This is a genomic window from Paracoccaceae bacterium (genome assembly GCA_019454225.1).
In the GTDB taxonomy this organism is placed as follows: Bacteria; Pseudomonadota; Alphaproteobacteria; order Rhodobacterales; family Rhodobacteraceae.
In genome coordinates this window covers 164,187-188,435 of the sequence record CP075370.1, presented here as the reverse complement: position 1 = coordinate 188,435, position 24,249 = coordinate 164,187, and the positions used below count along the sequence as shown (strand labels likewise).

General features: G+C 67.7%; 21 protein-coding genes. 8 read left to right on the top strand and 13 right to left on the bottom strand.

Annotated features, from left to right (window positions below; genetic code table 11):
* The first annotated feature begins 5 nt into the window (after positions 1–5).
* From KF887_00955 to KF887_00935, 5 genes are read left to right on the top strand one after another with little or no spacing between them, the layout of a single operon-like run.
* Positions 6–1,523 (top strand): tripartite tricarboxylate transporter permease, encoded by a 1,518-nt coding sequence (locus KF887_00955; protein QYK41745.1) that lies wholly within the window; start codon positions 6–8, stop codon positions 1,521–1,523.
* 8 nt (positions 1,524–1,531) lie between these two features.
* Entirely contained in the window at positions 1,532–2,344 is an 813-nt protein-coding gene (locus tag KF887_00950) for a hypothetical protein (protein ID QYK41744.1), read from the top strand.
* 9 nt (positions 2,345–2,353) lie between these two features.
* Positions 2,354–3,622 carry a four-carbon acid sugar kinase family protein gene (locus KF887_00945; protein QYK41743.1) on the top strand — a complete coding sequence of 423 codons (1,269 nt, stop codon included), beginning with the start codon at positions 2,354–2,356 and terminating at the stop codon, positions 3,620–3,622.
* The gene (locus KF887_00940; GenBank protein QYK41742.1) at positions 3,619–4,272 is read left to right on the top strand and encodes an aldolase; all 654 of its coding nucleotides are present in this window, start codon (positions 3,619–3,621) and stop codon (positions 4,270–4,272) included. Before KF887_00945 ends, KF887_00940 begins: the two co-directional genes overlap by 4 nt.
* The gene (locus KF887_00935; protein ID QYK41741.1) at positions 4,272–5,033 is read left to right on the top strand and encodes a TIM barrel protein; all 762 of its coding nucleotides are present in this window, start codon (positions 4,272–4,274) and stop codon (positions 5,031–5,033) included. The genes KF887_00940 and KF887_00935 overlap by 1 nt, the downstream gene beginning before the upstream one ends.
* A 68-nt stretch (positions 5,034–5,101) precedes the next feature.
* Here the strand turns inward: KF887_00935 and KF887_00930 are convergent, their stop codons facing one another.
* From KF887_00930 to KF887_00920, 3 genes are read right to left on the bottom strand one after another with little or no spacing between them, the layout of a single operon-like run.
* Positions 5,102–5,737, bottom strand: a complete 636-nt coding sequence (locus KF887_00930) for a dihydroxyacetone kinase subunit L (protein ID QYK41740.1) — start codon at positions 5,735–5,737, stop codon at positions 5,102–5,104.
* Positions 5,716–6,714, bottom strand: coding sequence for a dihydroxyacetone kinase subunit DhaK (dhaK, locus tag KF887_00925; GenBank protein QYK41739.1), 999 nt, complete (start codon positions 6,712–6,714; stop codon positions 5,716–5,718). Before dhaK ends, KF887_00930 begins: the two co-directional genes overlap by 22 nt.
* Positions 6,715–6,736: 22 nt before the next feature.
* Positions 6,737–7,660 (bottom strand): dihydrodipicolinate synthase family protein, encoded by a 924-nt coding sequence (locus tag KF887_00920; GenBank protein QYK41738.1) that lies wholly within the window; start codon positions 7,658–7,660, stop codon positions 6,737–6,739.
* Between the two features lie 264 nt (positions 7,661–7,924).
* On the opposite strand from KF887_00920, the gene KF887_00915 reads away from it, so the two are divergent.
* Positions 7,925–8,668 carry an IclR family transcriptional regulator gene (locus KF887_00915; GenBank protein ID QYK41737.1) on the top strand — a complete coding sequence of 248 codons (744 nt, stop codon included), beginning with the start codon at positions 7,925–7,927 and terminating at the stop codon, positions 8,666–8,668.
* On the opposite strand, the gene KF887_00910 is transcribed toward KF887_00915, so the two are convergent.
* The 4 genes from KF887_00910 to KF887_00895 form a co-directional block, all read right to left on the bottom strand.
* Entirely contained in the window at positions 8,665–10,272 is a 1,608-nt protein-coding gene (locus KF887_00910; GenBank protein ID QYK41736.1) for an FGGY-family carbohydrate kinase, read from the bottom strand. The genes KF887_00915 and KF887_00910 overlap by 4 nt on opposite strands.
* Positions 10,269–11,888, bottom strand: a complete 1,620-nt coding sequence (locus KF887_00905; GenBank protein ID QYK41735.1) for a fucose isomerase — start codon at positions 11,886–11,888, stop codon at positions 10,269–10,271. Before KF887_00905 ends, KF887_00910 begins: the two co-directional genes overlap by 4 nt.
* A 102-nt stretch (positions 11,889–11,990) precedes the next feature.
* Positions 11,991–12,884, bottom strand: a complete 894-nt coding sequence (locus tag KF887_00900; GenBank protein QYK41734.1) for a dihydrodipicolinate synthase family protein — start codon at positions 12,882–12,884, stop codon at positions 11,991–11,993.
* Between the two features lie 53 nt (positions 12,885–12,937).
* The gene (locus KF887_00895) at positions 12,938–14,494 is read right to left on the bottom strand and encodes a malonate decarboxylase subunit alpha (protein QYK41733.1); all 1,557 of its coding nucleotides are present in this window, start codon (positions 14,492–14,494) and stop codon (positions 12,938–12,940) included.
* A gap of 300 nt (positions 14,495–14,794) precedes the next feature.
* On the opposite strand from KF887_00895, the gene KF887_00890 reads away from it, so the two are divergent.
* Entirely contained in the window at positions 14,795–15,730 is a 936-nt protein-coding gene (locus KF887_00890; GenBank protein QYK41732.1) for a dihydrodipicolinate synthase family protein, read from the top strand.
* Between the two features lie 35 nt (positions 15,731–15,765).
* On the top strand, positions 15,766–16,560 hold the full coding sequence (locus KF887_00885; GenBank protein QYK41731.1) for an enoyl-CoA hydratase/isomerase family protein: 795 nt from the start codon (positions 15,766–15,768) through the stop codon (positions 16,558–16,560).
* Here KF887_00885 and KF887_00880 read toward each other — a convergent pair.
* Genes KF887_00880 through KF887_00855 form a run of 6 tightly spaced genes read right to left on the bottom strand, consistent with a single transcriptional unit; the run spans position 16,547 to position 24,249 of the window.
* Complete coding sequence (locus KF887_00880) at positions 16,547–17,341, bottom strand: adenine nucleotide alpha hydrolase (protein ID QYK41730.1); 795 nt, start codon at positions 17,339–17,341, stop codon at positions 16,547–16,549. The genes KF887_00885 and KF887_00880 overlap by 14 nt on opposite strands.
* Complete coding sequence (locus KF887_00875; GenBank protein ID QYK41729.1) at positions 17,334–18,536, bottom strand: LarC family nickel insertion protein; 1,203 nt, start codon at positions 18,534–18,536, stop codon at positions 17,334–17,336. Before KF887_00875 ends, KF887_00880 begins: the two co-directional genes overlap by 8 nt.
* An 18-nt stretch (positions 18,537–18,554) precedes the next feature.
* A complete protein-coding gene (locus KF887_00870) occupies positions 18,555–20,042 on the bottom strand; it encodes an aldehyde dehydrogenase family protein (protein QYK41728.1) in 1,488 nt (495 codons plus the stop codon).
* 22 nt (positions 20,043–20,064) lie between these two features.
* A complete protein-coding gene (locus KF887_00865; GenBank protein QYK43379.1) occupies positions 20,065–21,807 on the bottom strand; it encodes a GMC family oxidoreductase N-terminal domain-containing protein in 1,743 nt (580 codons plus the stop codon).
* Positions 21,800–22,912: a Gfo/Idh/MocA family oxidoreductase gene (locus tag KF887_00860; protein ID QYK41727.1), complete on the bottom strand. Its 1,113-nt coding sequence runs from the start codon at positions 22,910–22,912 to the stop codon at positions 21,800–21,802. Before KF887_00860 ends, KF887_00865 begins: the two co-directional genes overlap by 8 nt.
* A gap of 14 nt (positions 22,913–22,926) precedes the next feature.
* Entirely contained in the window at positions 22,927–24,249 is a 1,323-nt protein-coding gene (locus KF887_00855) for a DUF362 domain-containing protein (GenBank protein QYK41726.1), read from the bottom strand.

Below are 24,249 nucleotides of genomic sequence, written 5' to 3'. Positions count from 1 at the left end.
CCGTCATGCTCGACAACCTTGCGATGCTGGGCGACGCCTTCGGGCGGCTGCTGGACCTTCAATCGCTGATGCTGGCCGCGGCAGCCTGTCTGGGCGGCCTGATCATCGGGGCGCTGCCGGGGCTTACCGCCACGATGGGCCTTGCACTGCTGACCACGATGACCATCCAGCTCGAACCGACAGACGCCATCCTCGTGCTGATCTGCACCTATGTGCTGGCGATCTATGGCGGGTCGCGCAGCGCCATCCTGCTGAACATACCCGGCACGCCCTCCAGTGCTGCCACTGCGCTGGATGGCTTTGCGCTGGCACAAAAGGGGTTGGCCGGGCAGGCAATGGGCATCGCCACGATCGGGTCGGCTGTCGGCACGATGGTCGGGCTGATCCTGCTGACATTGATCACCCCGCCCCTGGGCGAATTCGCGCTGTCCTTCGGGGCGTATGAGTTCTTCTGGCTGGCCATCTTTGGCGTCGTGATCTCGGGCAACCTGTCTGGCAATGATCCGGTCAAGGGCTGGATCGCGGGCGCCCTGGGCCTGCTGGTTGCCATGGTGGGGCGCGAGGCGTTCCACGGTTACGAACGCTACACCTTCGGCTTTGTCGAAATGACGGGCGGCATCGCGCTGCTGCCTGCGATGGTCGGCGCCTTCGGGTTTGCCGAGGTGCTCTATGTCATGCGGCGACGGGGCGAGGGGGTGGTGACCGACGCTTCGGACCGCATCGTCCCGCGCTGGCGCGAAATCTTCCGCTATCGCTGGACGGCGCTGCGGTCGGGTGTGATCGGCACCTTCATCGGTCTCCTGCCGGGGGTGGGCGAGGATGTGGGTGCCTGGTCGTCCTATGCGCTGGCCAAGCGGCTCTCGAAGAACCCCGAACAGTACGGCAAGGGGTCGGTCGAGGGGCTGATGGCCGCCGAAACCGGCAACAATGCCGCCGTTCCCGGTGCGATCATCCCGGTGCTGACGCTGGCCATTCCGGGCTCCGGCGTGGCGGCGGTGCTGATGGCAGCCATGATCATCCACGGCGCGCAACCCGGACCGATGATGATGGTGACAACGCCGCAGATGATCTACGATGTGATCGCGATGCTGTTCATCGCCACGATCGGGATCGTGGTGTTCGGCCTTGGCCTGACGCGCACCATGGTGATGATCCTGCGGGTGAAGAACAGTTATCTGATGCCCATCGTGGCGGTGCTGTGCTTTGTCGGTCCCTACGCGATCCAGTCACGGATCTTCGACATCTGGGTGGTCGTGTTCTTTGGCGTCGTGGGATACGGACTGCGGCTTCTGAACTATCCGATGGCGCCGCTGGTTCTGGGCATCGTGTTGGGCGAACTGCTGGACCGCAACCTGCGCCGTGCGATGACGCTGGCGGATGGCGACTATTCCGCGTTCTTCACGCGGCCGATCTCGGCGGTGCTGGTGACGATCATCACGCTGGTGATCCTGTCGCAGGTGCCGTGGGTGAAGCGCAGGCTGGGCCTGCGCGCTCGGCGGCGCATCGGCACGGGGGGCGAATGATGGGGCCGGTGACGGGGGCCACCAGGGTCTGCCTCATGGTCGGCCGGCCGGTCGACAAGGCCCGCACGCCCGCGCTGTTCAACGACTGGGCAGCGCGCGCTGGGCATGATGTGGTCATGGTGGGCGCAGCGGTGGACGAGGCCGGTTTGCCTGCGCTGCTGTCCGTGATGCGGCACTGGCAGGGTTGCGTCGGCGCGGTCGTCACCTATCCGCACAAGCAGGCGGCCTATCCCCTGCTCGATCATGCCGACGGGGCGGCGGCCTTCAACGCGGCCTGCAACGTGATCCGCCGCGAGACCGATGGCCGGCTGACCGGCACCATGACCGATGGCATCGGCTGTGTTTCCGCCATGGCGGGCCATGGTGCGCGCCTCAGGGGGGGCGAACTGCTGCTGATCGGCGCAGGCGGTGCCGGGTCGGCCATCGCGCATGAGGCGGCACGGCGCGGCATCGCGCGGATCGCGGTGCTGGACCTGGACGCGGCACGGCGCGACGTGCTGGTCGCGCGGCTGTCGGCGGCGTTTCCCGCGCTTCGGGTGGCGACCGACGTGCCCGCCGACCTGCGCCCGGACGTCGCCTGCAACGCCACCCCACTGGGCATGAACGGCGAAACGGTGCTGCCATTCGATGTGACCCTGCTGCCCCCCGATTGCCTTGTGGTGGATGTGGTGCCCACGCCTGCGATGACCCCTTGGCTGGTCGCAGCACAGGCACGGGGTTTGCGCGTGCAGACCGGGCCGGAAATGGTGGCCGCGCAGTTCGGCCACGTGGCAGGGCACCTGCTGGGCCTTGACCCCGGCAGCATTGCTGAGGCGCGGTAGGGGGACGCGATGCTTCTGGGGTGCATTGGCGACGATTTCACCGGGTCATCAGACCTCGCCAACACCCTGTCAAAGGGCGGGATGCGCACGGTCCAGTTCAACGGCGTGCCGGCCATGGATGCGGGGCCGTGGGTTGAGGCAGGGGTGGTCGCGCTGAAGACCCGCACGGCACCTGCGGCGGTCGCGGTGGAGCAGTCGTTGGCCGCGCTGAAATGGCTGCGGGGGCAGGGCTGCCGACAGATCCTGTTCAAGTATTGCTCGACCTTTGATTCCACGCCGGAGGGCAACATCGGCCCGGTGCTGGATGCGCTGAGCGACTCGCTGGGGGCGCCCCATGCGATCGTCTGCCCGGCATTTCCGGCCACGGGGCGGTCCATCTATCAGGGCCATCTGTTCGTCGGGGACAGGCTGCTGAGCGAGTCCGGCATGCAGAACCATCCCCTGACACCGATGACCGACCCCGACCTGCGGCGCTGGTTGTCGCGGCAGACAGCGCGGGGTGTGGGCCATGTGCCCCATTCCACCGTGATGGCGGGCCCGGCGGCCATCGCCACGGCCATGCAGGCAGCGGTCGCACAGGGCGCGCGCTATCTGGTCGCGGATGCGATCCACGACGCCGACCTTGTGGCCATCGGCGCCGCTGCTGCGGATGACGTGCTGATCAGCGGCGGGTCGGGCATTGCCCTTGGCTTGCCCGCGAATTTCCGCCGCGCGGGGCTGATGGGGCAGGCGGGCATGGAATGGCAGGGAAGTGCAGGGCCCATGGCCGCGCTGTGCGGGTCATGCTCGGTCGCAAGCCGCCGCCAGATCGCCGAACACCGTGCGCGCCATCCTGCGCGCGAGGTGACGGCGGATGACATCATTGCGGGCACCGCCGATCCGGCTTCCGTGGCCGCGTGGGTGATGGCAGCGCAGGGCGCGGAAGGTCCGCCGCTCGTCTGGTCCTCGGCCGACCCCGAGACAGTCGCCGAAGCACAGGCGCGCCATGGCCGCGACCGCATCGCCCACCAGGTCGAGGCGTTCTTTGCAGCCCTTGCCCGCGAACTTGCGGCACGGGGTGTGAAACGGCTGGTCGTGGCCGGTGGCGAAACCTCGGGCGCGGTAGTGTCGGCACTGGGCATCCCGGCCTTCACCATCGGGCCCGAGATCGACCCCGGTGTGCCTGCCCTGCGGGTGCCTGAAACCGGAATGACGCTGGCTCTGAAGTCGGGCAACTTCGGCGCACCCGATTTCTTTGCAAAGGCCGCCCGCGTTCTGGCTGTAGACACCTCCCCATGACCGAACGATCCCGCCTGCGCGAAAGCATCTGCCGCATCGCCGCGTCGATGTTCGCACGAGGTCTGACAGCCGGAAGCAGCGGCAACATCTCGGCCCGTCTGCCGGACGGAGGATTGCTGGTCACGCCCACAGGGGTATCCTTCGGCGATCTGGACCCCGGGCGTCTGTCGCTCTTCGACGCAAGCGGGCAGTTCGTGTCGGGGGATGCACCGACAAAGGAGATGCCCCTGCATTCGGCCCTTTACGACACGCGTGGGGCAAGGGCGGGGGCCGTTGTGCATTTGCACTCCACCCATTCCGTGGCGGTGTCGGTGATGCCCGACATCGACCCGGACTGCGTGTTCCCGCCCCTGACTGCCTATTCGGTCATGCGTCTGGGGCGGGTCAAGCTCCTGCCCTATTTCATGCCGGGGGACCCGGCGATGGGCGATGCGGTGCGCGGCCTTGCCGGCAAACGCTCGGCCGTCCTGCTGGCGCACCACGGCCCCGTCGTGGCCGCCCGCGATCTGGAGGCGGCGGCCCATGCCATGGAAGAGCTTGAGGAAACCGCGAAACTGATGCTGCTGACACAGGGGCTGCGGCCCCGGGTCCTGTCGCCGGACCAGGTGCGCGGGATTGTCGATCACTTCAACATCGAATGGGATGGGTGATGCGCCTTTCCGCCAACCTCGGGTTCCTGTTCCGCGACCGGTCCCTGCCAGATGCGATCCGCGCCGCTCATGCAGCGGGATTTTCGGCAGTCGAGACGCACTGGCCCTATGATACCGACCCGCAGTCGGTGGCCGCGGCGCTGCGCGACACGGGCCTGCCGCTGCTCGGCATCAATACCGCGCGCGGCAACGTTCAGGCAGGTGACTTCGGCCTGTCCGCCCTGCAGGGGCGCGAGAACGAGGCCCGCGGCGCGATCGATCAGGCGGTGGCATGGGCCGTGGCGTCGCGTGCGCAGAACATCCACGTGATGGCGGGCAAGGCGGCGGGCGAGGCGGCCTTTGCCACCTATGTCGAAAACCTTCACTATGCAGTCGCGCAGGCCGCTCCTCATGGCATCGGTATCCTGATCGAACCCCTCAACCCGCGCGATGCGCCGGGCTACTTCCTGTCCGACCTGCCCGGCGCGCTGCGCGCGGTTGAGGCAACCGATGGCGCGGTACGGGTGATGTTTGATTGCTACCACATGCAGATCGTGCACGGCGATCTTCTGCACCGCGTCCGCGATGCGCTGCCCGCCATCGGCCACATCCAGTTCGCCGCCGTCCCCGACCGGGCCGAACCTGACCATGGCGAGGTGGACTATGCCTGGCTTCTGCCCGCGATTGCGGGGCTTGGCTATGACGGTGCCTTTGGCGCGGAATACACGCCCCTATCCGGATCGTTCGACTGGATGCCGCGCTTCCGGTCCAGTCCGGTTTGACGGGCACAGGCCGGCTCGCAACCGCAGGTAGTTCTTCTCGGAACCGATGCCCCGGATCGGTCGCTCGCTCAGGTCGCCGCTGCCAGTCCGTTCACCATCTCGCGCAGGGCGATCATCCCCGGATCGTCCATGCCCACGGTGCGGTCACCGAAGATGCGGGCGCGGCCCACCTTGCAGGGCTGGTCGCGGAAGGCATCCAGTGCGGTGCCGATGCCCGACAGGGCCGCCGTGGCCATCGCGCCGGGTTCGGTGGTCCCCTCGGCGGCCTCGGCGGCGGATTGAAGCGCATCCAGCACCGTCTTGTCGCCAAGGTTGGCCTTGCTGCGTGCCGACATCGCCTCGCGCCCCGCGATCAGGATCGGGGGCAGGGCGGCCCAGTCCAGCGCGGTCTGCCCGCGCGTGGCCTTGGCCGCCGTCATCAGGCTGGTGGCCAGCAAGGTGCCGAAGCTGCTGCTGGACACCTTGGCCACCCCCTGCGCCATCACCATGAAGGCCTGCCCCAGATCGGGGGGCAGGTCGGGCGCGATGCGGTTCAGTTCGCGGAAGGCCTTGATCAGCGTGATGCCAAGATCGCCGTCGCCCACCTGTCCGTCCAGTTCGGTCAGCATCGCGTGGGTGTCGTCCAGGTGTGCCAGCACGGCGGCAATGCCCGCCTGCAGCGAAGCCGTCGTCATTGCCATGGTCACACCTTCCAGAAGGCGCATTCCGCGGGGGCGGCCAGATAGCCCGCAAGTTCATCATCCAGCGGCAGCAACGAGACCGAGGCGCCCGCCATTTCCATCGAGGTCGCATAGCGCCCCACGATGCGATGGGCGGGCGTGATCCCCGCGGCCTCCAGCCGGTCCGCGATCCGGTTGTACAGAATGAACAACTCCTCGACCGGGGTAGCGCCCAGGCTGTTGACCAGCACCGCCACGCGCGCTCCGCGCGCAAGCGACAGATCGGCCAGGATCGGGTCCAGCATCGCGTCCGCGATCTGGTCGGCTGTCTGCAGCTTGCCGCGCATGACGCCCGGTTCACCGTGGATGCCCATGCCGATCTCCATCTCGTCACCGGCCAGGGTGAAGGTGGGCCTGCCCGCCTGCGGCACGATGCAGGGCGACAGCGCGACGCCCATGCTGCGGCAGCCATCGGCCGCCCTCTGGGCAACCTGCGTGACACCGGCCAGATCCAGCCCCGCCTCGGCCGCCGCCCCCGCGATCTTGAAGGCCAGCACCATGCCCGCCACACCGCGCCGCTTTTCGCGCTCGACCAAGGGGGCGCTCGCCACGTCATCCGCCAGAAGAACGGTGGTGCAGGTGATCCCGTCCATCTCGGCCAGATCGCCCGCCATGTCGAAGTTCATGACGTCGCCGCCATAGTTGCCATACAGGCGCAGCACTCCTGCGCCTGCATCCGCGGCGCGGATCGCTGTGGCCATCTCGTCGGCCGAGGGCGAGGCAAAGACATCGCCGCTGGCCACTGCGTCCAGAAAGCCCGGGCCGACATAGCCCGTGAAAACCGGAAGGTGCCCCGACCCGCCGCCCGACACGATGCCCACCTTGCCGGGCCGGGGGCTGCCCGCGCGCGCGATCACGCGCGTGGTGCCATCCACAAGGCGGTAGTACTGCGGATAGGCTCGGCACAGCCCCGCAAGGGTCTGGTCGGCATAGGTGAAAGGGTCGTTCAGGATCTTTTTCACAGGGCACCCTCCGCCAGTCCGATCAGGCTGCTTTCGACAGGTCCATCGCATTGGCGCGTTTCAGCGCGGCGGCGATGCGGTCAAGCTGTTCATCCGGCACGCGGTTGAAGGGCGCGCGGCAGGGGCCCACGTTGCGGCCCTGCATGTTGATGCAGGCCTTGACGCCCGCGGGCCAGTTGTACCGGCTGATCTGGCTGCACACGTCGGTGATGGCAAAGTGCAACTGCTGCGCATGGGCCACGTCGCCCGACTGCACCGCGTTCCACAGCGCGATGCAATGCGCAGGCAGCAGGGCCGCCGCGCCGGACACCGACCCCGTCGCCCCGATGGCAAGGCCGGGATAGAGCAGCCAGTCGTGCGCCCACGTCACCGAGATCTTTTCGCCGATCGTGTCCAGGAGGGCGGTCAGCGTTTCCAGGCTGCCGCCGATGGATTCCTTGGTGGCGATCAGGCCGGTTTCCTGCTGGTTCGCAGCCATGCGCTGCATCAGGGGCACGGTCACGGGGGCGAAGGTCAGCACATTGTAGACCATCGTGGGCAGCCCCGATTCCTTGTGGATCGTGGCGTAGAAGTCATAGATCCCGTCGTCCGAGCAGATCTGGTAGATCGGCGGCGTCACCATCACCGCCTGTGCGCCCGCGTCGCGCGCCACCTTGGCCTTCTTCACCGCCTCGCGGGTCGAGGTGGTGATGATCCCCGCCATCACCGGCACGCGGCCCGCCGCCGTGTCCTGCGCTGTCTTGACCAGATGGCCAAGGTCTTGTGCGTCCAGTGCGTGTCCCTCGCCCGTCGACCCTCCGACGCAGACGCCGGTCACCCCATGCGCGATGTTGAACTCGATTTCCCGGCGCAGCGCGGGCAGGTCAAGCTCTTCGTCCTTGGTGAAGGGCGAGACGACCGGCGGGAATATTCCAACGACGTCTTCCTTGGTCAAAAGCCTGGCCATGTCATCTCCTGCAGGTGTTTTCGGGCAGGAACAGTGCTGTCCCGATGTCGATCAATACCTGTCATATGTTCGCATAGTGGTCAACTGGATCGAAATGACAATATAGGAATCCCCATTTTGGACATCGGCAATGCATATCGGCGCGATTTTCGGGGGCATGCGCGGCTCCGGCCTTGCAAGTCCGCAATGGAAGTGACTCTTTGTCGTCGTGCGGGTCCAGACGGTGCAGCGATGAGTGCGGACAACCTGAAGAGTCTGGTCAAGATGATGGCGATCCTTGACTGCTTTTCGACCGTGGAGCGCAAGCTTTCCGCCGCCGAGATCGCGATGCGCACCGGCATACCACGCGGCACGGTGCATCGGATCATGCGAACCATGCGCGATCTGGGACTCGTCGATCAGGAACGCGACCGCGACCAGTACCGGCTGGGGATGAAGCTGTTCGAACTGGGCACCACGGTTCTTGCCAACATGGACCTGCACCGCGAGGCGAATGCGTCCGTCGAGGCGCTGACGCGCGCCAGCGGCGAGACCGTGCATCTGTCGGTGTTCGACGGCAAAAGCTCGACCGTCATCAACCGGACCGACCCTGACGGCACCCGCGTGAACACGCTGTTCGTGCTGGAATCCTCACCCGCCCATGCGACCGCATCCGGCAAGGTGGCTCTGGCGCACCAGCCCCCTGCGGCGATCGAGCGCTTCATTGCGCGGGGTCTGCCGCGCCTTGCGCCGAACACCATCACCGATCCGGCAGGACTGCGTGACGACCTGACCCGCATCCGCGAACGCGGCTACGCAATCGACAACGAAGAACTGGCACCCAACACGAAATGTGTCGCTGCGCCCATCCGCAACGCCACCGGCAGCGTCTTTGCCGCGATCAGCGTCAGCGGGCAGGCGCGACGCTTCACGCCCGACCGCATCGCGGCCTATGCCGATCTGGTGCGCCATCATGCGCAGACCATTTCCCTGCAGCTGGGCTATCGGCCCGAAACGGTGCGACCCTAGCCTGCTTCGGCGCGCAAGTGCCGTTCCAGTCCCTTGAGCAGGCCATGCGCGCGCCGCTGTCGGCTGTGGAAGTCCATGGTCAGCGGGTCGGGCGCGATTTCGGCGCCGCGGCTGACCATCGCCGACGCTGCGTCCTCAAGGCTTGTCCGATGCCCCGAGGCCACCGCCCCCAGCATCGCGGCCCCCAGCAGCACGGGTTCGGGTGAGGCGGACAGAGCGACACGGCAGCGCGTCGCGTCCGACAGGATGCGGCGCAGCAGGGCACTGCGCGCGGCCCCGCCGGACAGAACGATGGTGTCGATGGCCTGCCCGTGGCCGCGCAGCCGTTCGACAATATCGACCGTGCCCTGACACAGACCCCGCAGCGTCGCCACGAACAGGTCCACAAGGCTCTCGATGCCGGTCTCCAGCCGCAGGCCCGCGATGACGGCGGTGGCATGGGGATCGGCCTCTGGCGACCTGTTGCCCAGAAATTCGGGCAGGACATGCAGGCCCGGCGCGATCTGCGCCGCCGCTTCAACCGATCCGGCGCGTGCCACCGCCAAAGCCTCCAGGTACTCGGGCAGGGACCGTTCCGCGGCAGCCTGCGACGCCGGGGCGCTCGCTGGGTGCATCGCCAGCACGTGATCCAGCGCCGCGCCATACGCGGATTGCCCGCCTTCATTCAGCCACCAGCCGGGCAGCATGGCCCCGCTGTAGGGTCCCCAGACCCCGGGTACGAAACTGGCCTCGCGCGTTACCGTCATCGTGCAGGCCGAGGTGCCCGCGATCAATGCCATCTCACGCGAAGGATCGGCCCCGCCCGCCCCGATGGACCCCACACCGCCGCTGTGCGCGTCGATCAGGGCGGCCCCGACGGCCGTGCCGGGCCGCAGCCCAAGGTCCCGTGCGGCGGCTTCGGTCAGGCCGGACCCCCGCGCGCTGCCGATGTCGGCCACCCGCTCGCCAATGCGGGCGAACCCCTCATCCGCCAGGGTGCCCAGCCCGATGGCGCGGAAATAGGCGTCATCCCAGCGGTTCTCGTGGCCAAGATAGGTCCACTTGCAGACCACCGTGCAGGCTGACCGCGCGGCATCGCCCGTCGCCCGCCATGTCAGGTAATCGGGCAGGTCCAGAAACAGCCCCGCCTGCGCGAAGGTCTGCGGTCGGTGCCGGGCCAGCCAGAGGAGTTTCGGCGTCTGCATCTCGGGCGAGATGGTGCCGCCCACATAGCGCAGCACATCGTGGCCGCCCGCGTTGATCTCGGCCGCTTCGGATGTCGCGCGGTGGTCCATCCAGACAATGACGTTGCGGTCCGGATCCTCGGACGGGCCGACGGCCATCGGCAATCCCTCCCGGTCCACCACCACCATCGAACAGGTGGCGTCAAATCCGATCCCGGCTACCTGCTCGGGCTCCGTCCCCGCTGCCGCCACCGCGCCCGCGACCGATGCACGGACGGCGGCCCAGATGTCGGCCGACGATTGCTCGACAATGCCGCCCGCGTCCCTCCAGATGCGGATGGGATGGGCGGTGTGGCCCAGCAGGGTGCCCGCCGCATCGAACACGCCGGCCCGCACGCTACCCGTGCCCACGTCTACCCCGATGAACAGGGGCGCGGTCATTGCAGCGGTGTCCCGTCGGCGCGCGTACCGCACAGCGATACGGTCAGTCCCAGATCATGCGCCAGCATCGCCTTGGACAGCATCGCGGCATCGGCGGCGGCGGCATCGGTGGCATAGACGACCTGGATGTGGTTCGCCTTGTGCCGCGCCATCATCTGGTCGCGCGTCACGCCATGCAGAACCCCGTGCATCAGCGGCCATTCCGCATTGGTCAGCGACCAGCGGCGATTCGTTTCGGCCTGCGGCAAGGAAACCGCGCTGCCGCGGCCAAGGTCCATGTGCAGCCGCCCCTCCATCACGAAGATGCGCGACCAGACGGTCTCACCCGGGCGGGCCACGCCGCGCAGGGTGCCGCCGCCCTTGCGAAAGAACATCGCGGGCTGGCGCAACGAATCCGATCCCTTGTAGCCCCCCGCATGATGCGCGGGCGGGGCGGCGCCCGAGATTTCCAGAACCCATACATACTCGGCCACCGTGCCCGTCGGGTCCTCGTCCCCCCAGCGCAGGTCGTGAAGCGTCGTTTCCACGGGCTGCCCCATGGCGCGGTGGATGCGGTTGGTGAACAGTGCGTCGAGCCCTGCGCATTCGTCCACTTCGTTGAAATGCGGGATCGCCTGACCGTCGCGGATCGGGCGGCCGTCCGATCCGGCAACGGGCGGGCGGTCGTCGTTGTTCAGCAGCCCCTCCACCAGGTCCGAGGCGGGCAGCAGGTCCTTCAGCCCCTGCTGGTACTGGATGCCGATGGTTTCGCAGCCGAACTGTTCCGCCATGCGCACGGCCGCCACATACATCCGGCACTGGTCCAGCACCTGCGGCAGCGTCAGTTCCGTTGCCTCGTCGGTGCCCAGATGAAAGGTCATGCCCCGCGCCAACAGCCAGTCGTACGCCGCCCGCGCCTCGGTCATGGGAACCTCGGTCGTGGCGTGATAGAGCGACGACTGCGACAGCCGCTCCTTGAACACGCCGAGCGGGAACAGAAGCTCATCGGGAATGATGGCGTTGTACATGCCCATGCAGCCTTCGTCGAAGATGCCCATGATCGACCGGTTGCGGCGCAGGTCTGCGGCGATGCCCTTCGCAGTTGCCGCCAGGTCGGCGGGAACGCGCGCGGGGTCGAACGGTGCGACATGGCGCGCATCATGGGTGACGGTCCCGGTATCCAGCCATTCCTTCAGGCGGGTCAGGAACCAGTCATCGGTGAAATCCGCGCTCCACAGGGTGGAATAGCGCACCCCGGCCTTGGTCAACGATCCGTTCAGGTTCAAGAGCCCCACCAGCCCCGGCCAGGTGCCCGACCAGTTCGCCACCGTCAGGATCGGGCCGCGATGGCCGATCAGCCCGCCCAGGATGTTCTGCGAATACTGCCAGACCGCCTCGGCCACGATCAGGGGGGCGCCGGGGTCGATGTCGCGGAACGCAGCGATCCCTTCGGCCTGCGTGGCGATGAAGCCATGGCCAAGATCGGGCTTTACCGGGTGCCCGCGACGCACGGTTGCGCCAAAGCGGGCGAGCGCGCGGGCCAGTCCGGCCTCCATCTCTTGCTGGGCGGGCCAGCATTTGACATTGGCGCTTTCCCGCAGGTCGCCGCTGGCCACCACCACGATGTCACGAAGCATCGGTCGTTCCCTCCCCCAGATTCTCGGTCCCGCGCGGGCCGCCTTTTGCCGATCCTGCAACGTGGACGGCCCCAAGGCCAGCGGCCTGCCGCCGTTCGGGTGTCAGCCGCCTGCCGCCACGAAGGCATCCGCTGCCATGGCCAGATCGGGCGCCGTGGCCAGATCGACGGGCGTCAACGGCGGGCGCACGGCGGCCATTCGCGCATCCCCGCGTGCCCGCGCCGTCAGCGCCTTGACGGTGGGCACCACGGGGTGCCGCCCGATGCAGGCGTAAAGATGGCACATCGCATGAAACAGCGGGGTTTCGCTGGCCCCTGCCGCCACCACCGCCGCCATCTGGCGCGGCGCAATGTTGCCAAGGCCTGAAATCGCGCCCGCTCCGCCCGCGGCGATGGCGCGGGGCAGGTAGATCTCGTTGCCCACGAAGATGTCCAGATCCGGAAAGGCTGACAGGCTGGCCTCGACATGGTCCCACGCGGGCACGCTGTCCTTCAGCCCCCTGATGACGGGGCCGTACTGCGCGACCAGGCGTCTGATCACATCCTGCGCGATGGCCACCGACACCAGCCCCGGAATGTCATACAGCATCAACCGCAACCGCGCGTCATCCGCGCCGTCGATGGCGGCGGCAATGAACCGGTAAAGCCCTTCGTCCGACACGCCCTTGAAGAAGAACGGCGGCAACAGAAGCTGCCGCACGCAGCCCGAAGCCAGGGCATGGCGCGACAGGGCCACCACGTCGGGCAGGGCGGCTGCGCCGGTGCCCAGCATGATCCGGTCGGGGGCGATGCCGCCGGCCAGCAAAGCCTCCAGCCCTGCCTTCCGTTCGGCGACCGAGAAGGACTGCGCCTCGCCCAATGTGCCGAACAGCACCACCCCCGCCGCCCCCTGCAAGAGGACCTCCTGCGCCAGACTGACCAGCGCACCCATGTCGAGGGTGCCCTCAAGGGTCAGGGGGGTGATCAGCGGAACGTGCAGAACGGGCGTTTTCGTCATGGTGGCCTCTGCGTTGGGGGGCACGGCGGCGCCGGTCGTTCGGTGCCCGGGGATCATTCCGGCTGCATCTGCCCAGCCGGGGTGGCGGCCACCATCAGGTCGGTCGAAACCGTGGCCAGGTCCGGTGCGACACCGATCGGAAAGGCAATCTGGTCAATCACGTCGCGCTGCAGATCGACGCCAGGCACGATCTCGGTCAGCACAAGGCCGCCGGGTGTGACCGCAAAGATGCCCCGGTCGGTGACGATGGTGGCACGCTTGCCGTTGGCGATGCCCAGCCGCGCGTTGAAGGTGATCTGTTCGACATTCTGCACGAAGCGCCGGATGCCGCCTTCGCGGATGATGCGCAGCCCCGAGGGGCCGTGCGTTTCCTCCAGCCCGCCAGTCGTCAGCGTGCCGCAGAACATCAGGTCGCGCACGCCATGCACGATGTTGATGAACCCGCCACAGCCCGGCAGCATGCCCGAGAACCGGCTGACGTTGATGTTGCCCGTCGCGTCGACCTCGCCAAACGACAGGATCGACACGTCAGGGCCACCGCCCTCGTAGAACTGGAACACCTCGTTCTGGTCGAGGATGATCTCGGGGTTGCGCGACACGCCGCCGACCTGCGGCCAGCCGCCGACCGGGCCCTGTTCGACGGTGAAATACAGATCGTCGCGCCCCATCGCACGGGCCAGTTCGGGTACCTCGTACATGGGCAGGCCCGCGCCAAGGTTGACCATGGCGCCTTGCGGCAAACGGTTGACGGCGAGGCGCGCGATGACATCGCGCGGCAGGTTGCGGCCTGATGGCGGTGGCAGGTCATGCCTGGCGGCACCGGTCAGGATCGGGTCCTGCTCGTCCTCCCAGGCATCAGGCTGAACAACGACCGCATCCACAAGCCGACCGGGAATCCGGCCCATGCGCGGGTGGATCTGGCCGACCGGGGTGATCCTGTTGACCTCGGCAATCACCTTGCCGCCCGACTGGAATGCGGCCATGGCAAGCTCGATCGTGCCATGATCGAAGGCTTCGCGATCATAGTAGAGATTGCCGCGTTCGTCTGCCGCGCTGGCCTTGATCAGGGCCACGTCGATGGGAAGGCGGGGGTAGTAGATCATTTCCTCGCCTTCCAGCGTGGTGATCCGGCAGATGTCCTGCGTCGCGGCGGCGTTCACCTTGCCGCCGCCCCGCCGGGGATCGACGAAGGTTCCGATCCCCACGGGCGTGGCAAATCCACGCCGTCCGGCGGCGGTGGCGCGCAGCAACTGGATCAGGCTGCCCATCGGCAGGTTGTAGGCGGCGGCCCCGTTCGTGTTGATGATGACGTTCAGCGCGTTCGATGAAGCACGGCTGAAGCTGGAGGTGATGACCCGGGCCATCAGCCCTTCGCGTGCCAGCAGGTTAAGGCCGCTTGCCGCTCCGCCCTTTCCGCCACGGCTGCGCTCGATCATCGCGATCGTCACCACGGTCAGGGCGCGCGGTGTCCCATGGCGGGCAAAGCGTTCGGCCACCGCCGCGATCAGCGACTCCGGCACAACGCGGTAGCCGCCTCCCGATACCGCAAGCGTCGCCCCGTCCGGCACAAGTCCTGCCGCGTCCTGCCTGCTGATCACCCGCACTGCCATCCTCCAGACCCCGCATTGATGCAGGACAGGGTATTTGAAAGCGCTATCACGAACAAGTAGGGACACGCGGTCGTTGTGAGGCACGCAGCCGAGCCGTGCCGCGCGCATTCCCGTGGCGAACGCATTTAAATCAAGGTCTCAATCCGATGGCGACATGGGCCGGACTGGTTCGTCCGATCCGGTGCGGTCAGCGATCTGCCGCATCTCAGGATGTAAAGGCTTACATTTTTCTTTTCTTCTCGCGCCGGTTATGGCAGGACCAGACAGAATGCCAGCCTGGCCACGACCTGCGGGGAGCTCATGACCAACCCTTTCCAGTCCGGGATCATTCCGGCGCCGATCATGCCCTTCACCGAAAGCGCGGCCGTCGACTGGCGCACGATGGAACGCTACGTCGGCCAGATGGCCGGGTCGGGAATCAGCGCGCTGGCGATGAACATGGCTGCGGCCGAGGCGACGGCGCTGGACCATTCCGAACAGCTCGAGGCGCTCCGCCGCACGAAGACGGTTCTGGCCGGGTCGGTGCCTCTGGTGTCGGGGCTGATCGCGGGCCATACGGCGGGGGCGGTCGATCATGCCCGCCGCCTGGTCGATGCGGGGGCCGAGGCGCTGGTGGTCTTTCCGCCGCTGCCCACCTTCCTGTCCAGACCGCTGCCCGCGCAGATTGTGGCCGACTACCACGCGGCGGTGATGCAGGCCGTGGATGTGCCGATCATCGCCTTCCAGACGGCCAACGCCAGCTACCCGGTGGGCACGATCCGCGCGCTTGCTGCTCTTGGCCGTGTGGTCGCAATCAAGGACGCGGCCTTCGACATCGACCGCACCTGGGAGATCGTCGAGGAAGCGGGCGAAACCGAAGGCCGCATCGCCGTGCTGACCGGAAACGACACCTTCGTGCTCGAGGCGCTCTTGATGGGATGCCAGGGCGCGCTGATCGGTCTGGCGGGGGCCTTCACCGCGGAGATCGTGAAGATGCAAAGGCTTGCATCGGCCGGCAAGGCGACCGAGGCCTATGCGATCTGGAACGTGCTTGCACCGATCGCGCGGGTCTGCTGGTCGAACCCGCTGCGCGATTACCGGCCGCGCATGAAATACCTGCTGATGAAGCAGGGGATCATCCCCACCGACGTGACGCGCGCGCCACAGACACGGATTTCCGACCATGACCGCGCAAGGATCGACGCCCTGTTCGACCGTCACGGGCTGGATCAGCCCCGCTATCGCCCGCAGGGCTGATCCACCCCTTGCGCCGCAACCAAGGTTCTGACGCCATGCACCCGAAAGAACATCACGCCGACAAGGTCATCCTGGAACACCCCGCGCCGCATGTGGCGCTGATCCGGTTCAACCGGCCCGAAAAGAAGAACGCGCTGCACAGTTCGATGGTGATCGAACTGGGCCGCCTGATGCAGGAGCTTGAGGCAGACGACAGCATCCGCTGCGTCGTGCTGACCGGCACCGAGGCATGCTTTGCCGCCGGGGCCGACATCAGGGAGATGGTGACCTTCGGGCCGCCCGCCACCTCGAACAACCCCCGTCGCGTGGCCGCCTGGCGCGCGATCGAGGCGTTCCCGAAACCGCTGATCGCCGCGGTGAACGGCATCGCCTTCGGCGCGGGCAACGAACTGGCGATGGTCTGCGATTTCATAATCGCGGGCGAGAACGCCGAATTCGGCCAGCCCGAGGTCAAGATCGGCGGCATGGCAGGTGATGGCGGCACCCAGCGCCTGCCACGCAAGATCGGCGGCAATGTCGCCTCCTGGATGCTGTTCACCGGTATCCCCATCGGGGTGGAGCGGGCCTATCAGTTGGGGCTGGTGGTGGAAATCTGCCCGGTGGCACAGACCGTTTCGCGTGCCGTGGAAATCGCCGGGGTCATCGCGGAACGCGCGCCCGTGGCCGTGCGCAACACCAAGGCCTGCATCCGCACCGCCGTGGGCGCCACGCTGGAGAATGGAATCGCCTTCGAACGTGACGCGATCTGGCGCAACAGCATGACCGAGGACCGGCAGGAAGGCATGACCGCCTTCACCGAAAAGCGCCCGCCGGTGTTCAAGGGGCGCTGATACCCCCCGGCTGAACAAAGGCCGCGCCCCGGCGATAGGGTCTGATCCCGGCAAAGACGCGGCCTGTCGTCGCACAGGCCCCTGCCGCATGGTCGCGCAGGCGGGGCAGGGCGGGGTCCGTCACGTCGTCCACCTCGATCACCACACCCGCGTGCAGGATGCGGCAGCGCAGGGTGGCCAGATGCGGGGCGATGCGGCGCAACGCCGCCTCTACCCCTTCGACAAAGCCCATGTCGGCGGGGGTGATGGCAATGCCGGTTTCCACCCGGCTGGCAAGACAGGGTTGCGCGGGCAGGTCAGACAGGTCGGCCAGGCCCAGTCGCGCGGCGATGGCCCGCAGGGTGGCCTTGTCGATCCCCGCCTCGATCAGCGGATGCACCACGCGGCGTTCCTGCGCGGCCATCAGACCGGGGCGATAATCGCCCAGATCATCCAGATTGGCGCCCGAGGCGATGCGCCGGTCGGTCAGACCCCCGATGCGGTCATACAGGTTCGACTTGCAGAAATAGCAGCGGTTGACCGGGTTGGTCAGATAGCGGGGGTCGGCGAATTCGCCCGCATCCGCCAGCGTCAGCCGCCAGCCCGCGCGGGCCGCATGGTCACGAACCCGGCCCGTGGCCTCGGCGGGCACCGCCGGAGAAACGGCATGGACCATCACGGCATCGATGCATGTGTGCGCCACATGCGCCAGCGTCATGCTGTCCACCCCGCCCGACACCGCAATCGCCAGCCGCCCGTGGCCGGTCAGCACAGATTGCAGCCGGAGCAGGGCGTCATTCATCCTTGTCGTCCGCAGTTTCGGCGGCACGCGCGGTGGCGCGCCTGTTTGCAAGACCGGGCATGGGGGCCAGATCATCCGCCTCGGCCTTCGTGGTGCGGGTGCCGCCCGGGCGGGTGGCGTGCTTGACGCGCAGACCAGCGGCGGTTGCCTGTTCGCGGGCCAGGGTCAGCCGCGCCTCGGATCGGACGCGCAGGCCAAGGGTGGAGGTCTCCGAAAATATCAGCGTGGCCAGGCCCTCGCGCGATCCGGGGGTCGCAAGGATCTCGAAACGGGTGAACGGGCGCCCCTTCTTCCCCTGCAGGGTCTGCGAGGTCAGGTCAATCACGCCCGCGCCCGCGCGCAGGTGGTGGGTGGCATGGCCGATCTCCTCGCCTGTCATGTCGTCGATATCGAAGGTGACGATCTCGACCATGTCGCGCGCGGTATCCGGGGCCGGGGCAAACACCGACACGCGCAGGACGTTCGGCAGGTCTGCCAGATCGCGCGTCCCTGCCCCCGTGCCACTGGCGACCAGCGCACCGAGGGCACCGGGTCCGCCCGGCTGGCACAGGTGGCGCAGGATGGCGGCCCCCGTGGGGGTGACCCGTTCCCCCGTCGTCCCGTCATCGCGCCACGCGAATCCCGGCAGGATGGCCAGCGTGGCGGGGGCGGGCACAGGCAGCATTCCATGTGCTGCGCGCACCAGGCCGCCCCCGCGCGGCAGGTCAGACACCGTCCAGCGCACGGGCGACAGGGCGGCGGCGATGCTGCCCGCCGCCACCACATCCATCAGCGAATCCCAGTCGCCAACCTCATGGAAATGCACGTCATCCACGGCGACGCCATGGATATGCGCCTCGGCCCGGGCCAGGATCGTCAGGATCGCCAGCGCGTGATCGGCGGTGCCGGGCGACAGCGGCGCCCCCGCGATCAGGGCGCACAGGTCGCTGTACCGTGCGCCGTGGTGGTGGTGTTCGTCGTGGTGATGGTGCTGGCCCGCCGCACCCGGCTCCAGCCCGAACCGCAGGCACCGCATCCCGGCCGAAAATCCGGGCGTCAGCCGGGCGGTCCCCGTGCCCTGTGGCAGCACCGCCGCCACATCGGCCATGACCTGCGCGGTCAGGTCGGGAAATGCGTCCAGCAGGGCGGCCACGAACATGTCGCCCGCCACGCCCCCCACCGCATCCAGGTGGATGATCATTGTGCCCGGCCCCATCGGCAAATCCCCCCCGCGTCAGACCGGCTTCAGCTGAACCTGAATGGTCTTGAGTTCGGTGAACTCGTCAATGGCGTTGCGCCCCCTTTCGCTGCCCAGGCCACTGTCGCGATGGCCGACGATCGGCAGTTCCGGCACGCCCGCCAGATAGGTGTTCACCTCGATGCTGCCCGCGTCCAGCCGCCGGGCGATCTGCAGCGCCTTGTGGATGTCGGTGGTCCAGACGCCTGCGGCCAGACCATAGCGCGTGCCGTTCGCGATCCCGATGGCCTCGGAAACGTCGTCGAACGTCATCACCGACAGAACGGGGCCAAAGATCTCGTCCTGCGCGATGCTCATGTCCGGGCGCACGCCGGTAAAGATGGCGGGGGCGACGAAATGGCCGGGCAGGGCCGGGGCGGCCTCCATCGACCAGCACGCCGCCCCATCCGCCTGCCCCTGCGCGACATAGCCCGTCACGCGGGACTTCTGCTGTGCGCTGACCAAGGGCCCCATGGTCGTGTCGGGGTCAAGCGGGTCGCCCACGCGCAGGCGTTCCACATGCGTCTGCACCGCCGCGCAGAACGCCTCTGCGATGCCGCGTTCCACCACCAGTCGCGTGCCGCCCACGCAGGCCTGCCCTGCGTTGCGCGTGGCCCCCAGCGCCACCTTCTCTGCCGCAAGGTCCAGATCCGCATCGGCACAGACGATCTGCGCGCTCTTGCCCCCCAGTTCCAGCGACACCTTCTTCAGCCGCTCGCCCGCCCGCGCCGCGATCAGGCGCCCCACGGCGGTCGACCCGGTAAAGGATACCATGTCCACCTCGGGCGCGGTCACCAGCCCCTCGCCCAGATCCGCCCCGGTGCCTGCGATGATGTTGACCACGCCTGCGGGGATTCCCGCCTCCAGCAGCAGTTCCCCCAACCGCAGGGCAGAACCCGAGGTCAGCTCGCTCGGCTTGACCACCGCCGAGCAGCCGACGGCAAGCGCGAAGGGCAGTTTCTGGCTGTTGATCATCAGGGGATAGTTCCAGGGCGTGATCATGCTGACCACACCCGCCGGATAGCGCATCACGAACCCGAGCGCGTCGTTGCCGAAGCTGTCATAGGCATCGCCATAGCTGTGGCGCGCCATGGTTGCCGCATATTCCCAATGCGCGATGGTGCCATTGATCTCGCGGTCCACCAGGCCGATGGGCTTGCCGACCTCCAGGCATTCGATCTCGCGCAGTTCCACCCGGTGCCTGTCGATCAGCCCCGCCACGCGCAGCAGGATGCGCGCGCGGTCGGCAGAGGCGATCCCGGCCCAGACGCCCGCATCGAACGACCGCCGCGCGGCGGACAGCGCATCGCGCAGGTCCTGCGCGGTGGCCTTGGGGTACAGGCTGACAGGGGTCAGGTGGGCGGGATTTTCGCGGCCGATCACCTCGCGGTCCCGCGCGGGGATCAGGCGGCCGTCGATCAGCGCCGCGTATTCGCGGGGGCGCGCGGGCAGTTTCAGGTGCCCCGGTCCGGTGGAATGCTGCATGTCCGCTCCTCTCAAGCCGGGTCTATGCCTGCCGTTCGGCAAGGATCAGGTCGGAAATCCGTTCCGCCACCATGATGGTGGGCAGGTTGGTGTTGCCGCTGGGAATGGTCGGAAAGACCGAGGCATCGACGACCCTCAACCCCTCGACCCCGTGGACGCGGCCATCGGGGGCGGTCACCGCCAGGGGGTCATCCTCGGCTCCCATCCGGCAGGAACATGACGCATGCCAGACCCCCACGGCAGCCCGGCGGATGAACGCCTCCAGTGCGCCATCGTCCTGCATCAGCACCTCGATGGGATCGCCTTCGACGATCAGGTGGCGGAACAGCAGGTGGCGCAGCGCGGCGGGGCCGTCAAGCATCCGCGCCAGCAGCCCGGTCAGCACCTTGTTGCGCAGGCTCAGCGCGCCCACCTGCCGGACCTTGTCGCTATAGCTGGCCGGAAAGGTGTCGCTGACCACGTCCTGCATCCCGGGGCCAAGGACAATCGCCGCCAGCCGCCGATAGGCCGCCATCATCCGGTCCAGATCGCGCCGGTCGGACAACAGCTGAAAGTCGATCACCGGCTGGCTGCGCCAGTCGGCATCGCGCAGCCGCACGGTGCCCGCCTCCGAATAGGTCTTGTTCACCCAGATGTTGACCGTGGCCAGCTGGCTGCCCACGTCGTGCCAGGCCGACTTCGACGCGATCGAGGCTGCCATGTCGCCCCGCGGCGTGCCGGGCAGGCCCGAGGAAAACCGCAACCCCAGCATCAGGTGCCGCCGCGTGCGCCCGTTGATGCGCGCCTTCGGCTTGATGAAGCTGGCCACCGCCACGGACGGGTGATCCATCAGCCGCCGACCCACCCCCGGCCTGTCGGCCAGCACCACGATGCCAAGATCCCGCAGGTCCTGCGCCGGGCCGATCCCTGCGCGCAACAGATGCGCGGGCGACTGCAGCGCCCCGCAGGACAGGATGACCTCGGCCCCCTTGTGGACGCGCTCGGCGCCATCCGCGCCGACGGCCGCCACGCCCATGCAGCGCCGCCCGTCGAACAGCAGGCGTGTCACCTGCGTGCCGGTCAGGATGGTCAGGTTCGGCCGCGCCCTCACCCGGTATCCCAGATAGCCGATGGCCGTGGATACCCGGCGGTCATAGAGGTTCGAGATCGCCACCGGATAGAAGCCATCGACGAATTCGCCGTTCTGGTCGGGCACATGGGCGAACCCCGCCCGCCCGAAAGCACGTGCCATGGCAAGGGCGTGTTCGGGCCACAGATCCTCGCCGATCCGCGATATGGCGATGGGCCCGTCCTGACCATGCAGGGGGCCGTCAAAATCGACGTCCCGTTCCAGTTTCCGGAAATAGGGCAGGACGTTTTCCCAGGTCCAGCCGGTGGCGCCGCGGGCGTGCCATTCGTCATAGTCATGCGGGGCGCCCCGGTTGGCAAGCTGCCCGTTGATCGACGACCCTCCGCCAAGCACCCGTGCCTGTTCGTATGTCCGCAGCGGGGGGCGATGGTCCGGCCGATTGGCCGGGATGACCTCCGTGCTGGCCTTCAGGTCGTTCCACAGGAACCGCGCATTCAGGTAGGCAAGCCCCGCAAAACTGTCGAGGATCGGTGGCGGCACGCGGCCCGGGGGCGTGTCCTGCCCGGCCTCGATCACCAGAACGCGGATACGGGGGTTCGCGCTCAGCCGGTTGGCCAGCACGCATCCGGCGGTGCCGCCGCCCACGATGATGACATCCTGCGCGGGTTCGGTGCCGGAATGTGCCGCGTCATGCATGGTCGGGGGCCCAGCCATCATATCCGACATGATCCGACCGGATCGGCAGCGATACCGTTTCGCCCGTCTCGGCCGCATGGAACAAGGCGGTGATCAGTTCCAGCGAACGCCGCGCATCCTCAAGGCTGACGGCAAAGGGTCGGCCCGAGGCAAGCGCATCGCAGAAATCACCGAACTGCCCTGCAAAGTCGGCCGGGCCGATGGGCGCCTCGGCCATGATGCGGTCCGCCTCGGCCTGCAGGTCGGGCGTGCGCGCAGCTACCGTCCAGGGATCGGCCCCGGGTTTCGGGGCCTCGGCATCGAAGCACTGGCGCTCGACCACGAAGTTCTCGAGGCAAAGCCGGATGCGGGTGACCGGCCGGGCGGACCCCAGCGTTGCAGCAAGCGATGCCAGCGACCCGTCGGCCATCCGAAGGCTTGCCACCGCGCAATCCTCGACCTCGATGCGGTTGACGCGGGTGGCCTTGAACCCCTTCACCTCGGCCGCCGGACCCATCAGCCACAGGAACAGGTCATGGATGTGGATCGCCTGCGTCAGCAGCACGCCACCCAGTTCCGTGGCGAACCGGCCACGCCACGGCACGGCGTAATAGTCGGCCCCGCGCAGCCAGGCGGTTTCGACCGAGGAAAGATAGGCCCGGCCCCCAAGGCCCGACCGCAGAAGGTGCCGCACCTTCGCGATCCCGTCGGCAAAGCGGTACTGGAAGATCGGCATGACACGCCGGCCGGATGCCGCTTCCGCCCCGATGATCTCGTCCATCAGGCGCAGCGAACTGGTGAAGGGCTTCTCGCAGATCACGTGCTTTCCTGCCGCGAGACCCGCCATCACCATCGCATGATGCAGCGAGGGTGGCGTGCAGATGCTGATCACGTCCAGGTCCTCGGCCAGCATGGCCGCAAGATCGGTGCTGACGGTCGCAATGCGGTGGCGCGCGGCAAAGTCCCGGGCACGGGCGGGATCGGCGTCGCAGCAGGCGACGACCGCCAGGCGTTCGGGCAACCGGGCAAAGCCCCGCTCCATCTGGCTGCCCGCCACCCACCCGCAACCGACGATGCCGACACGCAATGCGCCGGAACCACCCCGGTAGCTTCCGTTGCTTTCCATCATGGCTTCAATGCTCAGGCGGTTTCGTCGCGTTCGTAGACACGGCTCAGAAGCGTTCCATCGGCGTCAAAGCGCAGGTCCTGCAGCGGCCCTTCGGAGACATAGAGTGCGCTCTTGCGGACCTCTTCCAGCAATGGCGCCGACAGAAGCACCTCGCCCAGATGCAGCGTCGATGCGATGATGCACAGCCCCGTGGACGCATCATCGGCTGACCAGGACGTCGAGACGAGTGCGCGCATCACGTCAAGATCGTTGGCCAGCACGATCGGAAACCGCGATTTCTCGACCATGGTCGAGGTCAGCGAGTTCATGTAGATCTGCCTCAGGTCGATGGCCGAGGCCACCGCGACAGTTGTGAAGTCGGCCAGTCCGATGCCCAGCCCGTTGCCTCCGGTGGCCTTCGACAGCCCAAGCACCGCGATCCGCGACACGAAGGGCGGCGGGTTGGGGATCGACCGCAGGTCGGCACGCCCTGTCACGGCGTGATCCATGCCCGCGCCCGAGATTTCCTTGCCGATCCGCTCCACGGCCAGCGCGTCGATATGGTCGAAGGGCAGCCGCGCGACAAAGGTCTTTGCCAGCTTCAGCAGCCTTTCGTCCGATGCGAAGAACTGTTCGGGGTCCACCCCCTCGACCGCCACGAGTTCCTTTTCCGCGTTCTCGACCAGCGCGATGCCAAGGGCGACAGGCGACTTCTCGATCGCGATCCGCGCCAGCGCGGGCAGGGTGACATTCATCGCCCGCGGGCCGGTGCGATGGACCGACCGCGCGCCCTCTGCCTTGCCAAGACCGACCGCCATCATCTTGACCAGCCCGCTTTCGATCGGACGGTCGAACGTGGTGTGCGACTTGACGCGGTTGATGACGATCACGGCATCGGCGGCGGCCGCGTGGCGGTCGAACTTGCACCGCGCGCCCTCGTCGGTCACCCCGTAGTCCACCACGTCCATGGTGGCGCGGATCTCGACGCCAAGTGCCGCCTCGGTCAGCCCGAGGCTGGCCAGAACCGCCACCTGCCCCTCGGCGGTGCCGCCGCCGTGGCTGCCCATCGCAGGAACCACAAAGGGATCGTGGCCCATGGTCTTGACCGTGTCGATCGTGGCCCGGGCCACCGTCGCAATGTGCGAGATCCCGCGACTGCCCAGCGCAACCGCGACGCTGCTGCCCGGGGCAAGCCTGGCCATGCGTTCCGAGGATCGCACCGCGGCGCTGGCGGCCTTCGCGACATCGGCGACAGGATTGCCCTTCTTGTGCTGAAGCCTGACGCGCGCAACCCTCGGAAGCACGACGGAGTCGAGAAGCGGAAAGCGCAGCGCGGGAAATACTGGCGAAGCCAC